Raw genomic sequence first — 15,134 nt, forward strand, 5'->3', positions numbered from 1 at the left:
CTTATTGCATTTTCTTGTTATAAAAATCCACGGAATACATGGCGCCTTCGCTGACCATATTGTTATCTTCTAAATCATGTGGATGGGGGTGCCCTCCCTTTTCGATGGGAAGAATTTCGCTTTTCTCATAAATCGTCGGTTTAATTTTCCGTTTCCAATCGCGTAAGAGACTTTCTGCCTTTAATCTGTTCGGTTTCGAAGATAACCACACCGCAGCGGATGCACCAATTCCAACGACCATAAGTGATGTCACGCCTAAGCCTCGACTCATAATAAAAAACCTCCTGTTAATTTTTTGAAAGGCTATTTTCTATTTACTAGTTGAATACCCTGTTTGCTGTCACTGAAACATCATTTACGTTTCATTCAGCTCAAAAACGGGGATGTAGAGGAAAAACGGTTAAGGAGATTCTTATGGAGAAACATATCGGTGATAAGAAGTGGAAATGGCTTCAGTTAAACAAAAACGAGATTGATCGTGGGAACTCTTCAATCGATGGCTGCGGGAGCAACGACTGGCTCGAGCAAGTCCGTGAAAATAGAACAAATTGCCTGCGTGTGGGCGTATTGGAAGATGGAGAAAAGGTGTTGAAAGGCTCGCTCATTTATCAGCAGAATTTCCATGAGGAACGTGATTATAAAATCTTTCATTTCCATGTAACTACTGATCAATTAATGACCGTTGACCTCAACCTGTCCTCCCTTAAACATATCGATCCTGAATTTCTGCTGGGACAAATCGAGCAGACCGAAAACGCCGTCGACGGCTTTCTAATTTTTCTAGGAGAATTGATGAATGAAATGTTAGTGGAGATTGATCAATTTGAGGAAGCCCTCAAAACGCTGGTTTGGAGTATACGAAAAAGAAATGAAATGAGAATTTTTGAATTAGTCTATTTACGCAGGCATGAACTATTAATCTGGAAAAGTCTCTTGATACCCATCTTGGAGTTAAGGATGGCGATGGAGGAATTGAATTTTAAAGAAGAAAGCAGCGCGGAGATTTTTACCTGTACGTGCAAACGAATTGAACGGGCGATGGCGCTGCTCAACGAATATGAACATGAAATGGATTCTATTATTAAGTTGGAGGAAGTGATTTCCTCCCATCGTGGAAATGAGATTATGAAAACTTTAACGGTCATGACGACGATTTTCACGCCAATCATGGCCTTTGGGGCATTATGGGGTATGAATTTCAAGCATATGCCCGAACTCGAATGGAAGTATAGCTACCTCCTATCCATCCTCGTCATTGTCGTCTCTACGGTTCTGCTTTACGGCTATTTAAAAGTCAAAGGCTGGACAGGTGACCTTTTAAAAGGGAAAAAGAAGGGGTCGTTTTTTAAATAGAACGGAAAAAAGGGCGTTTTGGATTTGAAAAAAGGGGGTACATGGTATGATAATAGTAGAAAATACCAAGAAGGTTCTCAAATTTCTTAGGTCACCTGTACTGAGTTAGTGCGTTAACAGAGCGGGGGACTGACGCCAGGGGGATGCGAAACGGATGGCTATGAAAATTGTCATTGTCGATGATAATAAAACAAATCTAATGATTGTGGAAAAAATCTTGCAGATGGCCGGTTATAAGCGATTGGTGCTGCTGTCATCTGCCAAGGAGTTATATGAGTATTTGCAAATCGGTAAGTCTGAACCAGTGGAAGAAGAATCCATTGATTTAATTCTGATGGACATGATGATGCCGGAAATTGATGGGGTCGAGGCCTGCCGGACGATTCTAGCACATGAGCACTACAAGGACCTGCCGATTATTTTTGTCACGGCCATGGGAGATTCCAATAAAATGGCCGAGGCAATGGATGCGGGTGCGCTAGATTACGTCATGAAACCAATTAATAAAATCGAGCTCCTCGCCCGGATTCGTTCCGTCCTCCGGATCAAGTATGAGAAGGATTTACGGAAGGAACGCGATAGGCGGATCCAATATGAGTTGGATGTCGCCAAGGAAGTCCAATTAAGCATGTTAAGCCATCCGATTCAGGAAGGAAATGTAACGATTTCGGCAGTCTATCAACCTTCATTTGAACTTGCCGGCGACTTGTATGCTTGGTACAAGATTAGTCCGAATCGCTATGGCATTATTTTGCTAGATATGATGGGGCATGGGATTTCTTCCTCACTTGTCTGTATGTATATTTATTCCGCCTTAAAGGACACGATAACGAGCCTATGTGATCCGGAGGCCGTCATACAGGAGCTGAACCGAAGAATGAATCAATTACATATGCCTGATATTTTAATCAACTATTATTTTACAGCAATTTACTTTGTGCTCGATACAGAAAAGCAGACGATCGAGTACGTGAATGCAGGCCATCCGGCCGGTATTACGATTGTGGATGATGAAGTGAAATTGCTGACGGAAGGATGCTGCGCCCTTGGTTTTTTTGAAAATATTGAGGTAACCAAAGGGGTCATTCCATACAAGGATGAGGCGCGGATTCTCCTGTTTACGGACGGGCTGTCGGAATGGCTGGAAGAGGAATATGAGGATGCCCTATCGAGGATCATCGATGGCTTTCAAAAGAAGGACCTCGACAATCCTGCCTCATTAATGACCCATTTACAGCCATGTTCGGAACAGCTGAAGGAAGCGAAGGACGATATGTGCCTCGTGATGATTTCAACAAAGGCCTGACGCCCCTGTCAATTGTCCCATTTTAGTTCATATTTGCTGTTTGCCCTGTAAAGGTATGGTAGAATAAGGGATATTATTCTTGACTACGATACCTGGGGGCGGTCACAATCAAACGGATGAACTTTAACATTCATGCTAAAATTATTTCAGGCTATTTAATGATTCTGATTTCATTGGGTCTTTCACTGCTGGTCGTGAATGATAGAATGCCAGATATGCAGAAAGAGATGGATTATGTCTCCAATCACGAAATTGAATTACACGATTTAGCGAATCAGATTCAAAAGAATGTCCTCGATATGGAAACCGGGATGAGAGGCTTTGCCCTCACGGGAAATGAGGAGTATCTCGAGCCTTATAATAACGGCAGCAGGAGCTGGCTGGATAACTATAATAAACTCCATTCCATGTTAGCAGGCAACGTCGGCCAGCAGCACACGTTGGAGGAGATTAAACCACTGATTTCGAGCTGGATAAAAAATACGGGCGAGTATGTAATTGAGCAAAAAAAAGCAAATAACCAAGCCGCTTTGAATCAGCATTTTGCGGAAAATAAAGGAAAAAGAGTAACAGATCAAATTCGGACGCAGTTTAATACCTTTCTTACTGCCGAAAAGAAATTGACAGCTGAACGGATGGATAGAATCAATCGGAACAATGCCAATTTTAAAATAACCTTGTATACGATTATCTTCTTGATTTCTGCGATGACGTTAGCTGTCGCCGTTATCATGGCTAACTCGATTGTTCGAACCATTCGCCAGGTGGTCAATACGATTCGGAGTATAACCGATGAGAAGGTCGACCTTTCCACAAGGATTGAAGTGAAATCACAAGATGAGACGAAGGAACTGGCCAGTGCCGTGAACGGTCTGCTGAGCAGTCTCGATAAACAGAGCTGGGTTCAGAAAAGCTTGACGGAAATATCGACAATCTATCAGGGGATAACCGATGTTACCGTTCTGACGCAAACCTTTATTACAAAGCTTGCTCCCATGCTCGAGGCAGCATACGGGGTCGTCTACCTAAGGAGGAGTCATGAAGGAAGGATTGACTTTGTCCCAGCAGCCAGCTATGCAGTAGCAGATCAGGAACCTGCCAGCGCCAGCTTTCGCTTGGGCGAGGGATTGGTCGGTCAATGTGCGCTAGATCAAAGGGTATTTCTGATTGACAAGCTTCCGGAAGATCATATTAAAGTGACGACGGGCCTTGGCATGTCTTCACCCCGGAATTTATTAATAGCACCGATTGTCGTGGAGGGCCGAGTGGAAGCGGTGGTCGAGTTCGCTGCGCTTCAGCCGTTCCGCTCCCAGCACCTTACCTTATTGGATACGCTCCAAGAGAAATTTGGCTCGGCGATTACGAGTGTACAAGGCAGGATGGAAGTGGAAAGGCTCCTCACCGAATCGCAAGTTTTAACCGAAGAATTGCAGGCACAATCGGAAGAGCTCCAAGCACAATCCGAAGAATTGCAAATGCAGCAAGAACAACTGCGCATCAGCAATGATTATTTGGAAGAACAGAACCAATCTGCCGAGAAGCGGGCCATCGAGCTCAAAAAGGCGAAGGATGAACTGGAAGATTATTCGCTGAAACTACAGCTGAGTTCGCAATACAAAACCGACTTTCTAGCGAATATGTCACATGAGCTGCGCACACCACTGAACAGTATTCTGATTCTATCGCAAATGCTTGTCGAGAATAATGCCGACATGGAGATGTCCGAGGTAGAGGAGTACGCTAGCGTCGTCTATACTGCCGGCGGCGATCTGCTTCGCCTTATAGATGATATCCTTGATTTATCAAAGATTGAAGCGGGAAAAATTGAAATCTTGACAGATGAGGTCAACCTGACCGAAATTCCGCAGACGATGAAGAACCTGTTCGACCCGATTGCTGCGCAGAAGAATTTGACGTTTGAGGTGTTGACCGAACCAGATGTTCCTTCAGTTATTTCAACCGACGGACAAAGATTGCAGCAAATTTTGAAAAATTTATTATCCAATGCCTTCAAATTTACCGAACGAGGATCGGTCACGGTCCAAATTGGACTGGCCAAACCAGAACATATTCAGGAATTACCTGGTCTTGATGGAGTGGAACCTGTGATATCAATTTCTGTAATCGATACCGGAATCGGCATTCCGTTTGACAAGCAGGAAATTATCTTCGATGCCTTCCAACAGGTCGACGGGACGACGAACCGGCAGTATGGAGGGACAGGCCTGGGCTTATCAATCTGCCGTGAATTTACTCATTTGCTGGGCGGAGCGATTGTTGTCCACAGCGAGCCTAATAAGGGCAGCACGTTTACCATCTATATACCGAGCAGGCAAGAAGAGAGCGATCACCAGCCTGTCGATTATTCGGCATTTAAAGAAGTGGCAAGCAGTCTGATGGTGGAACAGGGAAGTGCAGCAGAGGAAGCAGCCGCCCCAGCGCCCGAACTTACTGAAACCGTAAGCTCGGATGACCAGCTTTTTAGAGGGAAGAAAGTACTTCTCGTTGACGATGATGCCCGCAATGTCTTTGCACTTGTCACCGCCCTCGAGAAAAAGGGTGTGACGGTTCAAATCGCTGAGAACGGTAAGCGGGCCATAGAAGTTTTGCAGAACCAAGACGATGTTGACATGGTTTTCATGGATATCATGATGCCGGTGATGGGGGGCTACGAGGCGATGGAGGCCATCCGTTACGATCTAAAGCTGGTAAATCTGCCAATCATCGCGTTAACGGCCAAGGCGATGAAAGGCGAACGTAACAAATGTATGGAAGCAGGGGCTTCGGATTATATCATGAAGCCATTAAATATTAATCAGCTCTACTCGCTGATGCGGGTCTGGCTGACAGAGCAGGTGAACCCAGATTGAATCACATAATGGACCGCCGCATTCGGGCGGCTGTAACAACAGAAGCAGAGACGTTTGTGCCAACCGAACTTCAAGAGATTGAAATCAATCTGCTTCTCGAAGGCTTGTATCAGATGTATGGCTATGACTTTCGCGGCTACGTCCGGGCCAGCTTGTCGCGAAGGATTCTGAACCGGATGAAGGCAGAAAGGCTGCCAAGCATCACGGCCCTTTTGGAAAAAGTACTTCACGACCGAGCGTTTTTGGAACGGCTCTTGAATGATTTGTCGATCCGGATGACAGAAATGTTTCGCGATCCAAGCTTCTTTGCCGCCTTCCGGAGCCAGGTCGTTCCCTTACTACGGGAGCTTCCTGAGATTCGGATTTGGCATGCGGGCTGTGCGACCGGTGAGGAGGCCTACTCGATGGCGATTGTTATGCTCGAGGAGGGACTGGCGGACAAGACAACCATTTATGCGACAGATATGAATGAAAAAGCGCTTTCCGCTGCGAAAAACGGGGCATTCCCGCTCAAGAAAATGCAGCAGTATACGAAGAATTACTTGAACGCAGGCGGGAGTAAGGCCTTTTCGGAGTATTATACAACAGACCATCAGTATGCCTATTTTCATCCGGTGATGGATGAGCGCCTCATCTTCGCCCAGCATAATTTGGTGACGGACAGTTCGTTTAATGAGTTTCATGTCATCCTGTGCCGAAATGTGCTGATTTACTTTGACAACGACTTGCAGAAGAAAGTGCACAGCTTGATTCACGACAGCCTGGCCGATGGCGGTTTGATCGGACTAGGAAGTAAAGAATCGATTCTGTTTATGCCCAAAGGCGTGCAATATGAGGAATTTAATCCACAAGAACGAATCTACCGTAGGGGTCAGTCATCCACCGCGTTACCGCGTTAGCGTGCCGGGGTCTGACCCCTTTTTTTCTTTTTTTCTTTTTAAAAAAAGGTTTAAGGTTTCAAGAAAGTGGGTATGTAACAACTAAAATAAGTGTTGAGGTGATTATGATATGAATCTTAAAATAGATAAACATCACAATAATGGAGAGACGTTCGTGCATGTTGCGGGGGAAATCGACGTCTATACGGCCCCAAAGCTAAGAGAGGAATTATCGCCGTTTGTGGAAGGGAAGAACAAAGCATTAATTGTCAGTCTTAAGGACGTGTCCTACTTGGATAGTACGGGGCTGGGCGTATTCATTGGGTTGTTCAAACAGCTCAAGAAAAATGGCGGGGAATTAAAGCTGATTGACTTGTCAGACCGGCTGATACGGTTGTTCGAAATTACCGGATTAAGTAACATCCTCAATATTTCTTCAGATTCGGAGGGCGGGCGATTATGAAACAAGCAATGGATTATATTGAAGTAAAGATACCTGCTAAGCCAGATTATGTCGGAGTGATTCGGTTGACGTTATCGGGAATTGCGAGCCGAATGAGCTATACATACGAGCAAATCGAGGATATCAAGATTGCCGTCAGTGAGGCGTGTACGAACGCGGTGCAGCATGCCTATAAAAAGGATGAAGGCGGCGAAGTGACGATCGGCTTTGGTATTTACGAGGACAAATTAGAAATCATGGTCGCTGATAGCGGGGTGAGTTTTAATTTTGAAAAAACGAGAAACGAACTGGGTCCGTACACGGAATCAAGTACCATCGATCAACTGGCAGAGGGAGGGTTGGGTCTATATTTAATAGAAACACTCATGGATGAAGTTCGTGTGTTGAATCATTCTGGGGTAACGGTCTTCATGGCGAAGTATTTAAGTGAGGAGCGTGAAAATCATGACACAACCATCGCGACCGATAAAACCAACTAAGGAAGAGATCGATGCCCTGATCTTAGATTTTCAATCGACTGAGTGTCAAGCCGCGCAAACGGCTTTAGTGGAGCATTATACAGCCCTGGTCGGAAGCTTGGCGAGAAAGTATTCAAAAGGAAGAAGTTTTCATGAGGATCTGACGCAAGTAGGCATGATCGGATTATTAGGGGCAATCAGAAGATATGACCCGAATATGGGGAAATCATTTGAATCGTTTTTAATTCCGACCGTTATTGGTGAAATCAAGCGTTTCCTTCGGGACAAGACATGGAGTGTCCATGTGCCGCGCCGCATCAAAGATCTCTGGCCGAAAGTGAAGACCGTCGTCGACGAGCTGACATATCAACAGCAGCGCTCACCGAAGATTGTGGAAATTGCCGAGTATTTGGAAGTGAGCGAGGAAGAAGTACTAGAGGCAATGGAAATGGGAAAAAGCTACCAATCCGCCTCTGTTGATCAATCGATTGAAACGGGATCAGAGGGCAGCACGGTTACGGTCCTCGACATGGTTGGTTCGCGCGAGAAAGGCTTTGAAGAGGTCGACCAGCGGCTGCTGCTAGAGAGCGTGCTTCATGTGCTATCAGACCGAGAAAAGGAAATCATCCATTGTACGTTTGTCGAGAATATGAGTCAAAAGGATACAGGGGAATATTTGGGGATTTCGCAAATGCACGTCTCCCGACTGCAAAAAAAGGCGCTTGAAAAACTGCGAAAGGCACTGGCTAAGGAGGCCTATCCAGGAGTAACATAAATAGGAAGATGATAAAACAGGGGTCAGACCCCCACTGCGTTACCGCGTTAACGTGCTGGGGGTCTGACCCCTGTTTTATCTTTTTTTCTTCCCATAAAAAAAAGACTGCGGCTGCAGTCTTTTCTTCCTATTAGTGTTAAGCTGTACGTTTTACACTTCTTAAAATAAGGCTTAGGATGAAGACTAAGGCAATGGCTCCAATCAGTGCGGGGATGAAATAAAATCCTCCGACCTCCGGGCCCCAGTCTCCTAATAGAAAGGAACCAAGCCAGGCTCCGATAAATCCTGCGATGATATTTCCGATTACGCCTCCCGGAACGTCCTTACCAATAATAAGTCCAGCTAACCAGCCGATAATGCCTCCAATAATTAATGCCCAAATGAATCCCATGAAAATCTCTCCTCTCAATATTTAAAATTAATTTATAGTAATGTAAGTACCCGCCTTTTAACGTTTAAAACCTATAATCTGTTGCTTGTTCTGTTAAACTTTATCGGAGCTTTCCTTCAACCTCTTCTTAAAGCGGTGGTTGGGATCGGCTTCCCGTGTTTTTAAAAACTTTTGGCAGACCTTTAATTCCAATGACAACTTTTTAAATCTTTCCTCATTGCGTTCGTCCAAACATTGGTCAATTTCCCGTTTTAACAAGCTGGCTTTCGCAATCACTGCGGCTTGTCGTTTTTGATCTGGAAAAAAGTGATCCTCCCAGTGTTGCGGACCTTCCCGGCGATAATCATTAAGTTTCGTTAATCGCAATCCGCACTTGCACACCGTTTCGTGTAAATTTACTACATAGAATTCCGCGTTCCCACAATATTTACATAAAAGCTTCTTCATAAAGGCACCTCCAATTTTTTAAGGCTTACCAGTAAATACGATAAGTACTTTCTATATACCCGCTGGTTCGCAATGTTAACCTAATAGAATAAAAGGTTTTAATTTTTCAAAAAGCGGTTATATACCTTATAGAAAGACAAGCAGAACAAATTAACAATAGGAGGTATGCAACATGGAAAATGTAAAAATTGTAGAAAATGGTGTGGAAGCACGCAGGGAAATTGAACAATTTATGACTCAGGGATACACCAAGGATGAGATTTATTTGCTGGCCCATGATAAAAAACGTTCTGAAGATTTGACGGATGCCTTGGATGTTGATGATATTGGTGTGGCGGAACAAGGTGTCTTCGATGCAATCTCCAATGTGTTTCGGTCGCGGGGCGATGAACTGCGCTCGAAAATGGAGTCCTTGGGGGTATCCCAAGGCGAAGCGGAGCAGTATGAAGAGGAGCTGGACCGGGGCCGAGTCGTGCTGATTGCAACAAAATCAGCTTAAGGTGAATGCAATAGAAATGAAAACCTGGATAGGAAATGAAGGAGCCCTTCTTTGTTTCCTATCCGTTTTTTATAAGAAGAGGCAGGGCGGGTTGAATTTTAAATTTTCCAAAAATAACTAAATTGGAAACTTTCCGGACTTTCATCCGTCAATATGGTAGAATAGGCATTGTGTGAAAAAAGGAGGCAGCAGGGTGATAAATGATTTTGGGCAAATAGCGTTGTTGAGCATCATGTCTCATTTGTTTTTTATTGCGATTTCATGGTGGGCGCTCCAGGCATTCCGTTTGGAAAAGTTGCTGAAGGCGAATCATGTGTTCCAGGCGCGATTACTCTACATATTATTAGCCATTGTCATCGGATCAACTGTTAGTAACTTTTTCCTTGATTATCTCCAATGGTCGAAACAACTGCCTCTGATCCTGCAAAACATCAAATTGGTAAATATTTAGGTCTTCGTACATGTTCCCATTTGTCTTAAAATTGAGTACAATCTTCTTTGTGTGGAAATGAACAATGGAATTTGTCTAAAAGTGACGACATTTCCCAAGTATGCTCCGCTTCTTACTGGTAACAATGGTAAGTAAGGGGGAGTAGAGATGAAGAGAAATACTCGAATTTTTTTAGGCGTGATACTGATTGTGAGTTTTATCCTGGTTGTTATTGGGAACCAAACTACTGAAGCTGGCGGCATTGGCTCTATTTTTCAAAAAGAAGTGTCTGGCGCTCAGGATTTAGCTAAAATTGGTTCGGTTTTACAAGCCGAAGATATTTTGCTCAATGAATGGTCTTTTTATGCAAGAGAACATTTAGCCGGCATGAAGAGTGTGCAGGAAGTACAGGAATATGCGGAAGAGCTTAAGCTAAAATTTCCTGATTGGGATTGGTCTGTTACAAATACCAGCCAGAAATGGGAAGTTGTCGCAGTCTCTCCTCCAACGAAAAACCACAAGGAAATGCTTCAAATTATGGCAACCCACACAAAACAACCTGTCCATGCGTATATAGTATATAGTGTTAGCGGGAAAGCGTGGAATGAGGCGGCAGAGGCCTTTTTCACTAGCGATCAATTTAAAAATAGGCAAAGCGACATATTTCGAGGAAAACCTACAGTTTTCTCTTGTATGAAGGGCATTGTCAGTGATAAGATTGAGACGGCTTTACCTGCGGCAGTAAGTCATTTACTGTCTGTATTTAATGCAAAAGAAGTCGAAGCGTTAAAAGAGGAATCATTCATGTCTGTTTCGGCGAAATCGCCGATGTTTGAAGGCACCCTTGAGGATCAAAGAGATAACATGAATTTACAAATTGGATTACGCTCCGAAGGATTGGGCGCAAAGACTACTGTTGTAGTTGGCACACCAATCATAACGATTGAATATTAATATAGAGAAAATGGACGCGGAGGGGAATACTCTTGGAAAAGATCATCGTCCGCGGCGGAAAAAGGCTTTATGGAACGGTCAAAGTTGAAGGCGCAAAGAATGCCGTTCTGCCTGTTATCGCTGCAACATTATTAGCAAGTGACGGAAAAAGTGTAATTCGTGATGTACCTACACTCTCCGATGTATACACAATCAATGAAGTTTTACGCAACTTAAATGCAGAAGTGGTGTTTGAAAACAATACAGTTGTAGTTGATGCATCCAGAGTGTTAAAAGAGGAAGCGCCGTTCGAATACGTTCGTAAAATGCGCGCGTCTGTGCTTGTAATGGGTTCATTATTGGCTCGTAATGGCCGGGCCCGTGTTGCCCTGCCTGGCGGCTGTGCGATTGGATCGCGCCCGATTGATCAGCATCTCAAGGGCTTTGAAGCTATGGGTGCTAGGGTGAAGGTAGGAAATGGCTTTATTGAGGCGGAGGTTGATGGCCGCTTAAAGGGAGCGAAGATTTACTTGGATTTCCCAAGTGTTGGCGCTACTGAAAACATTATGATGGCAGCGACCCTTGCGGTTGGCACGACGATTATCGAAAACGTCGCAAAAGAGCCGGAAATTGTGGATTTGGCGAATTTCTTGAATAAGATGGGTGCTCGCGTACGCGGTGCCGGAACTGGTACGCTTCGAATTGAGGGCGTCAATGTGTTGTTTGGTGCTGAACATGCGATTATTCCTGACCGGATTGAGGCAGGTACCTTTATGGTTGCTGCGGCGATTACGGGCGGAAATGTGTTGGTGAAAGGCGCAGTTCCTGAACATCTTTCTTCATTGATTGCAAAAATGGAGGAAATGGGCGTGGAGATTAGCGAGGAAGAGGATGGCGTTCGTGTCATTGGTCCTGAGCGCTTGCGCGCGGTGGACATTAAAACGATGCCGCATCCAGGCTTCCCAACGGATATGCAATCACAGATGATGGCGTTATTGCTTCGTGCTGACGGCACTTCAATGATCACTGAAACGGTGTTCGAGAACCGTTTTATGCACGTTGAGGAATTCCGCCGCATGAATGCCGATATCAAAATTGAAGGCCGTTCTGTGATTTTGAATGGTTCTTCGAATCTACAGGGTGCGGAAGTATCTGCAACAGACTTACGGGCAGCAGCTGCGTTAGTTTTGACTGGTTTGGTGTCTGAAGGCGTGACACGCGTGACTGAGTTGAAACACTTAGACCGCGGCTACGTCGATTTCCACGGTAAGCTAGCTCGACTAGGTGCCGATATCGAACGCGTGAATGAGGTTGAAGAAACCTTTACAGAAGTTGAAACCTTCATATCAGACATGAACGCATAAGTTAATTAAATAAAACCAAAACAACGGGACCTGGAGATGCATCAGGTCCTGTTTTTTTGTTGTGAGCTGGTATTTGGTGTTGTTGTGCGGTGTTTGGGTGGTTTGTGATGGTGTGGGTGTGGGTGTGGTGTTGTGTGGTGTCAGGCACCGTGGAAAGACATTTGTCCACGTGTGGAGTAGTGGTGTCATGTAGTGGTGTCAGGCACCACAGAAATACATTTGTACGCCTGTAGTGGACACTCGTGGATGAAGTGTTTTTGAGTGGTTTAATGGGTTTGGGTTTTTGAAAAAGCTGTAATAAATGCTTGTCCGCCTCCATATGTATGAATGGAAGACGCAAACCGGCGATTGGTGTCGGCTGTGAATTTTACAAACTGGAGGCACTTTCATGAAAAAAATCAAACCACTCATCGTACTAGGATCACTTCTCATTGCTCTGACGTTAATTATCCCGGCTGTGCTTGTCTTACCCTTCTCAGGTGAGCAGCATGCAAGCGGAAAGTTAGGGGAAGACCTGACAAAGGCCCCGGCGAAAGAAGCCGCAGCAACGCCTTCTGCGACGACGGATCCCGCGATAGAAGTAGCAGTATTCCGTTCCTCAAAGAAAAAAATTGAGAATGTTCACTTTGAGGATTACCTCGTTGGTGTTGTGGCTGCAGAAATGCCCGTTGAGTTTAAGGAGGAGGCTCTTAAGGCTCAGGCGCTGGCAGCAAGAACCTATATCGTAAATAAATTAATGAGCAAGGATAAAATGGGTTTACCAAAGGGCGCTCAGGTCTCCGATACCCAAATCCATCAGGTTTATATGAACGATGATGAGCAGCGGAAGGATTGGGGCCGGAATTATGCCATGAAAAAGAAGAAGATTGTTCAGGCAGTTAGAGCGACGGCGGGTCAAATCTTGACCTATAATGGCAAGCCTATCGATGCATTGTTCTTCTCCACTAGTAATGGGTACACGGAAAATTCAGAGGACGTCTGGCCGGGCAACATCCCTTATTTAAGAAGTGTCTCAAGCCCATGGGATAAAAAATCTCCGAAGCTTAATGGCCAGAAGGTGGTTTCGGTTAAGCAATTTGAAGCACAGCTCGGCGTTAAACTTGGTTCCGGGTCAACGATAGGAAAAATTGTCGATCGCACGAAGGGGAAACGGGTCGGCAAGGTTGATTTTAATGGGAAGGTTTTAAGCGGGGTAGATATCCGTGATAAATTGAATCTGAGGTCATCTGACTTTGTCTGGGAGCGGAAGGGTGACAATATTGTCATCACCACGAAGGGCTTCGGGCACGGCGTGGGCATGAGCCAGTACGGCGCGAACGGTATGGCGAGCGAAGGTTCAAATTATCAGGAGATTGTGAAGCACTACTATCAGGGTGTGAAGATTACCTCCGCGGAGAATATGCTGGAGACGATTACGGCGCAGAAATAGGATTGGAAGCCAGGCGTAGGATGCCTGGCTTTTGTGTGGGTTTTAGGGTGGATTTAGGATTCGGACAGTAAATGTTTGGAAGTGGACAGTAAATGGCTAAAACTGGACAGTAAAATGAAAAAAGTGAACAGTAAATCCCCGGAACCGGACAGTAAAATGTTCAAAGTGGAAAGTAAATGAAAAAGCTCATCCTAAAAGGGTAATTTAAATGGACCTTCGGTAGGAATCTATCATATTAGTGGGCCTGAAATTAGATGCTTGAGAGAAAATGACCTGTGCCAGGCTGCCCGCCTGGCTTTTTAGCTGTTTTGAGGGTGGATTTTTTGAAGCAGACAGTAAATGTTTGAAAGTGGACAGTAAATGGCTAAAACCGGACAGTAAAATGAAAAAAGTGGACAGTAAATCCCGGAACCGGACAGTAAAATGTTCAAAGTCGAAAGTAAAAAGAAAAGGCCATAAAAATGTCATAATTTCGTGTCAATTTTTGCAGGAGAAGGAGGGGGAACAAGAGAAAAAGTTTCCTAAAAGAAGGGAATGATGTCATTGATAGAAGAATGCAGCAACATATCATTAAGAATTCAAAAGTTAGAAGCTCTTATTAACGGGAGACTGGCCTACTTGCATCCAATTTGGCCCGAAGTTATGAACGAATATAAACGCAGGCTGGCAGGACAGCGTGGGGAAAAATCCATGTACTTTCACTTAAGCATGCTGTCCGAATCTAAATACCAAATTTACCATGGTATACGCCTTCTATATAGGGGTTTCTATTTTCAAATTGACTTTCTCGTTCTTTGCGGAGCCTTCGCATTAGTCCTCGAAGTGAAGAACAGAAGCGGAGAATTGGAATTTGAAAAGGAATTCAATCAAGTTACCTGTAAGAAAAATGGGCAGAAGGAAAGAATCAATAATCCTGTTTCACAGGCGAAACTTCAAGCAAGGAAACTTAGAGGCTGGTTAAGGGACCATAATATTGAGCTTCCAGTCCACTACTTGTTTGTAAATAGTAACGAAAAAACCATAATCCTCTCAGACCCCGGAAACGAACATATTACCCGCCATATATGCAATAGTGAAACTTTATTGGAGAAAATGGATCAATTGGAACATTTCCATAAAGAAGAGAAACTAGATGCGAAAGAGCTGCGAAAATTAAGACGGCTTCTGCTTTCGAGGCATACGCCCGAAAACCCAGATATCCTGAAACAATTCCACTTATCTCCCAAAGAAGATATCCTCCCTGGAGTCATCTGTCCCACCTGCCGTTTTTTACCCATGAATTATCATTATGGCAGCTGGTGCTGTCCAAAATGCAACCTGAAATCCAAAACCGCCCATATACCGGCAATCAATGACCATTTTCTTTTGATCAAACCATCAATAACCAGCGCTGAGCTTCGTGCATTTCTCCTTGTTTCTTCCCCTAGTGTAGGAGGGAAAATTTTAGCCTCGATGAATTTACCATTTAGCGGCACTTTCAGAAACCGAGTTTATTTTTCAAAAAAGAAAAAATAGAATCGGCAGCACTCAATTCAAAA

General features: G+C 44.4%; 16 protein-coding genes. 13 read left to right on the forward strand and 3 right to left on the reverse strand.

Annotated elements, in window-relative coordinates:
* Position 1 precedes the first annotated feature (1 nt).
* Positions 2 to 271 (reverse strand): YbyB family protein, encoded by a 270-nt coding sequence (locus BSO02S_RS17970; RefSeq protein WP_066070517.1) that lies wholly within the window; start codon positions 269 to 271, stop codon positions 2 to 4.
* 143 nt (positions 272 to 414) lie between these two features.
* On the opposite strand from BSO02S_RS17970, the gene BSO02S_RS17975 reads away from it, so the two are divergent.
* The 7 genes from BSO02S_RS17975 to sigB all read left to right on the forward strand — a co-directional run bounded on the left by BSO02S_RS17975 (position 415) and on the right by sigB (position 8,103).
* Positions 415 to 1,353: a magnesium transporter CorA family protein gene (locus BSO02S_RS17975; protein ID WP_066070520.1), complete on the forward strand. Its 939-nt coding sequence runs from the start codon at positions 415 to 417 to the stop codon at positions 1,351 to 1,353.
* 160 nt (positions 1,354 to 1,513) lie between these two features.
* Positions 1,514 to 2,659 (forward strand): SpoIIE family protein phosphatase, encoded by a 1,146-nt coding sequence (locus BSO02S_RS17980; protein ID WP_066070749.1) that lies wholly within the window; start codon positions 1,514 to 1,516, stop codon positions 2,657 to 2,659.
* A 116-nt stretch (positions 2,660 to 2,775) separates the two neighbouring features.
* Positions 2,776 to 5,529: a CHASE3 domain-containing protein gene (locus BSO02S_RS17985; RefSeq protein ID WP_066070523.1), complete on the forward strand. Its 2,754-nt coding sequence runs from the start codon at positions 2,776 to 2,778 to the stop codon at positions 5,527 to 5,529.
* Between the two features lie 8 nt (positions 5,530 to 5,537).
* A complete protein-coding gene (locus tag BSO02S_RS17990) occupies positions 5,538 to 6,428 on the forward strand; it encodes a CheR family methyltransferase (protein ID WP_066070752.1) in 891 nt (296 codons plus the stop codon).
* A 109-nt stretch (positions 6,429 to 6,537) separates the two neighbouring features.
* Positions 6,538 to 6,870: an anti-sigma factor antagonist gene (locus tag BSO02S_RS17995; RefSeq protein ID WP_066070526.1), complete on the forward strand. Its 333-nt coding sequence runs from the start codon at positions 6,538 to 6,540 to the stop codon at positions 6,868 to 6,870.
* Positions 6,867 to 7,349: an anti-sigma B factor RsbW gene (gene rsbW / locus BSO02S_RS18000; protein ID WP_066070529.1), complete on the forward strand. Its 483-nt coding sequence runs from the start codon at positions 6,867 to 6,869 to the stop codon at positions 7,347 to 7,349. Before BSO02S_RS17995 ends, rsbW begins: the two co-directional genes overlap by 4 nt.
* The gene (gene sigB, locus BSO02S_RS18005; RefSeq protein ID WP_066070532.1) at positions 7,315 to 8,103 is read left to right on the forward strand and encodes an RNA polymerase sigma factor SigB; all 789 of its coding nucleotides are present in this window, start codon (positions 7,315 to 7,317) and stop codon (positions 8,101 to 8,103) included. The genes rsbW and sigB overlap by 35 nt, the downstream gene beginning before the upstream one ends.
* A gap of 136 nt (positions 8,104 to 8,239) precedes the next feature.
* Here the strand turns inward: sigB and BSO02S_RS18010 are convergent, their stop codons facing one another.
* Together BSO02S_RS18010 and BSO02S_RS18015 are read right to left on the reverse strand one after the other, a co-directional pair.
* Entirely contained in the window at positions 8,240 to 8,494 is a 255-nt protein-coding gene (locus BSO02S_RS18010; protein ID WP_066070535.1) for a GlsB/YeaQ/YmgE family stress response membrane protein, read from the reverse strand.
* Between the two features lie 93 nt (positions 8,495 to 8,587).
* Entirely contained in the window at positions 8,588 to 8,941 is a 354-nt protein-coding gene (locus tag BSO02S_RS18015; RefSeq protein WP_066070538.1) for an IDEAL domain-containing protein, read from the reverse strand.
* 172 nt (positions 8,942 to 9,113) lie between these two features.
* On the opposite strand from BSO02S_RS18015, the gene BSO02S_RS18020 reads away from it, so the two are divergent.
* The 6 genes from BSO02S_RS18020 (at position 9,114) to BSO02S_RS18050 (ending at position 15,111) form a co-directional block, all read left to right on the forward strand.
* Complete coding sequence (locus BSO02S_RS18020; RefSeq protein ID WP_066070541.1) at positions 9,114 to 9,440, forward strand: YflT domain-containing protein; 327 nt, start codon at positions 9,114 to 9,116, stop codon at positions 9,438 to 9,440.
* 193 nt (positions 9,441 to 9,633) lie between these two features.
* On the forward strand, positions 9,634 to 9,891 hold the full coding sequence (locus BSO02S_RS18025) for a DUF1146 family protein (protein ID WP_066070544.1): 258 nt from the start codon (positions 9,634 to 9,636) through the stop codon (positions 9,889 to 9,891).
* 147 nt (positions 9,892 to 10,038) lie between these two features.
* Positions 10,039 to 10,824 (forward strand): YwmB family TATA-box binding protein, encoded by a 786-nt coding sequence (locus BSO02S_RS18030; protein ID WP_066070550.1) that lies wholly within the window; start codon positions 10,039 to 10,041, stop codon positions 10,822 to 10,824.
* A 32-nt stretch (positions 10,825 to 10,856) separates the two neighbouring features.
* Positions 10,857 to 12,167 carry a UDP-N-acetylglucosamine 1-carboxyvinyltransferase gene (gene murA / locus BSO02S_RS18035; RefSeq protein WP_066070554.1) on the forward strand — a complete coding sequence of 437 codons (1,311 nt, stop codon included), beginning with the start codon at positions 10,857 to 10,859 and terminating at the stop codon, positions 12,165 to 12,167.
* A 388-nt stretch (positions 12,168 to 12,555) separates the two neighbouring features.
* Complete coding sequence (gene spoIID, locus BSO02S_RS18040; protein ID WP_066070556.1) at positions 12,556 to 13,596, forward strand: stage II sporulation protein D; 1,041 nt, start codon at positions 12,556 to 12,558, stop codon at positions 13,594 to 13,596.
* Positions 13,597 to 14,133: 537 nt separating this feature from the next.
* The gene (locus tag BSO02S_RS18050; RefSeq protein WP_169802769.1) at positions 14,134 to 15,111 is read left to right on the forward strand and encodes a nuclease-related domain-containing protein; all 978 of its coding nucleotides are present in this window, start codon (positions 14,134 to 14,136) and stop codon (positions 15,109 to 15,111) included.
* The last annotated feature ends 23 nt before the right edge of the window (positions 15,112 to 15,134 follow it).

The organism is Neobacillus soli NBRC 102451, assembly GCF_001591665.1.
Classification (GTDB): domain Bacteria; phylum Bacillota; class Bacilli; order Bacillales; family Cytobacillaceae; genus Neobacillus; species Neobacillus soli.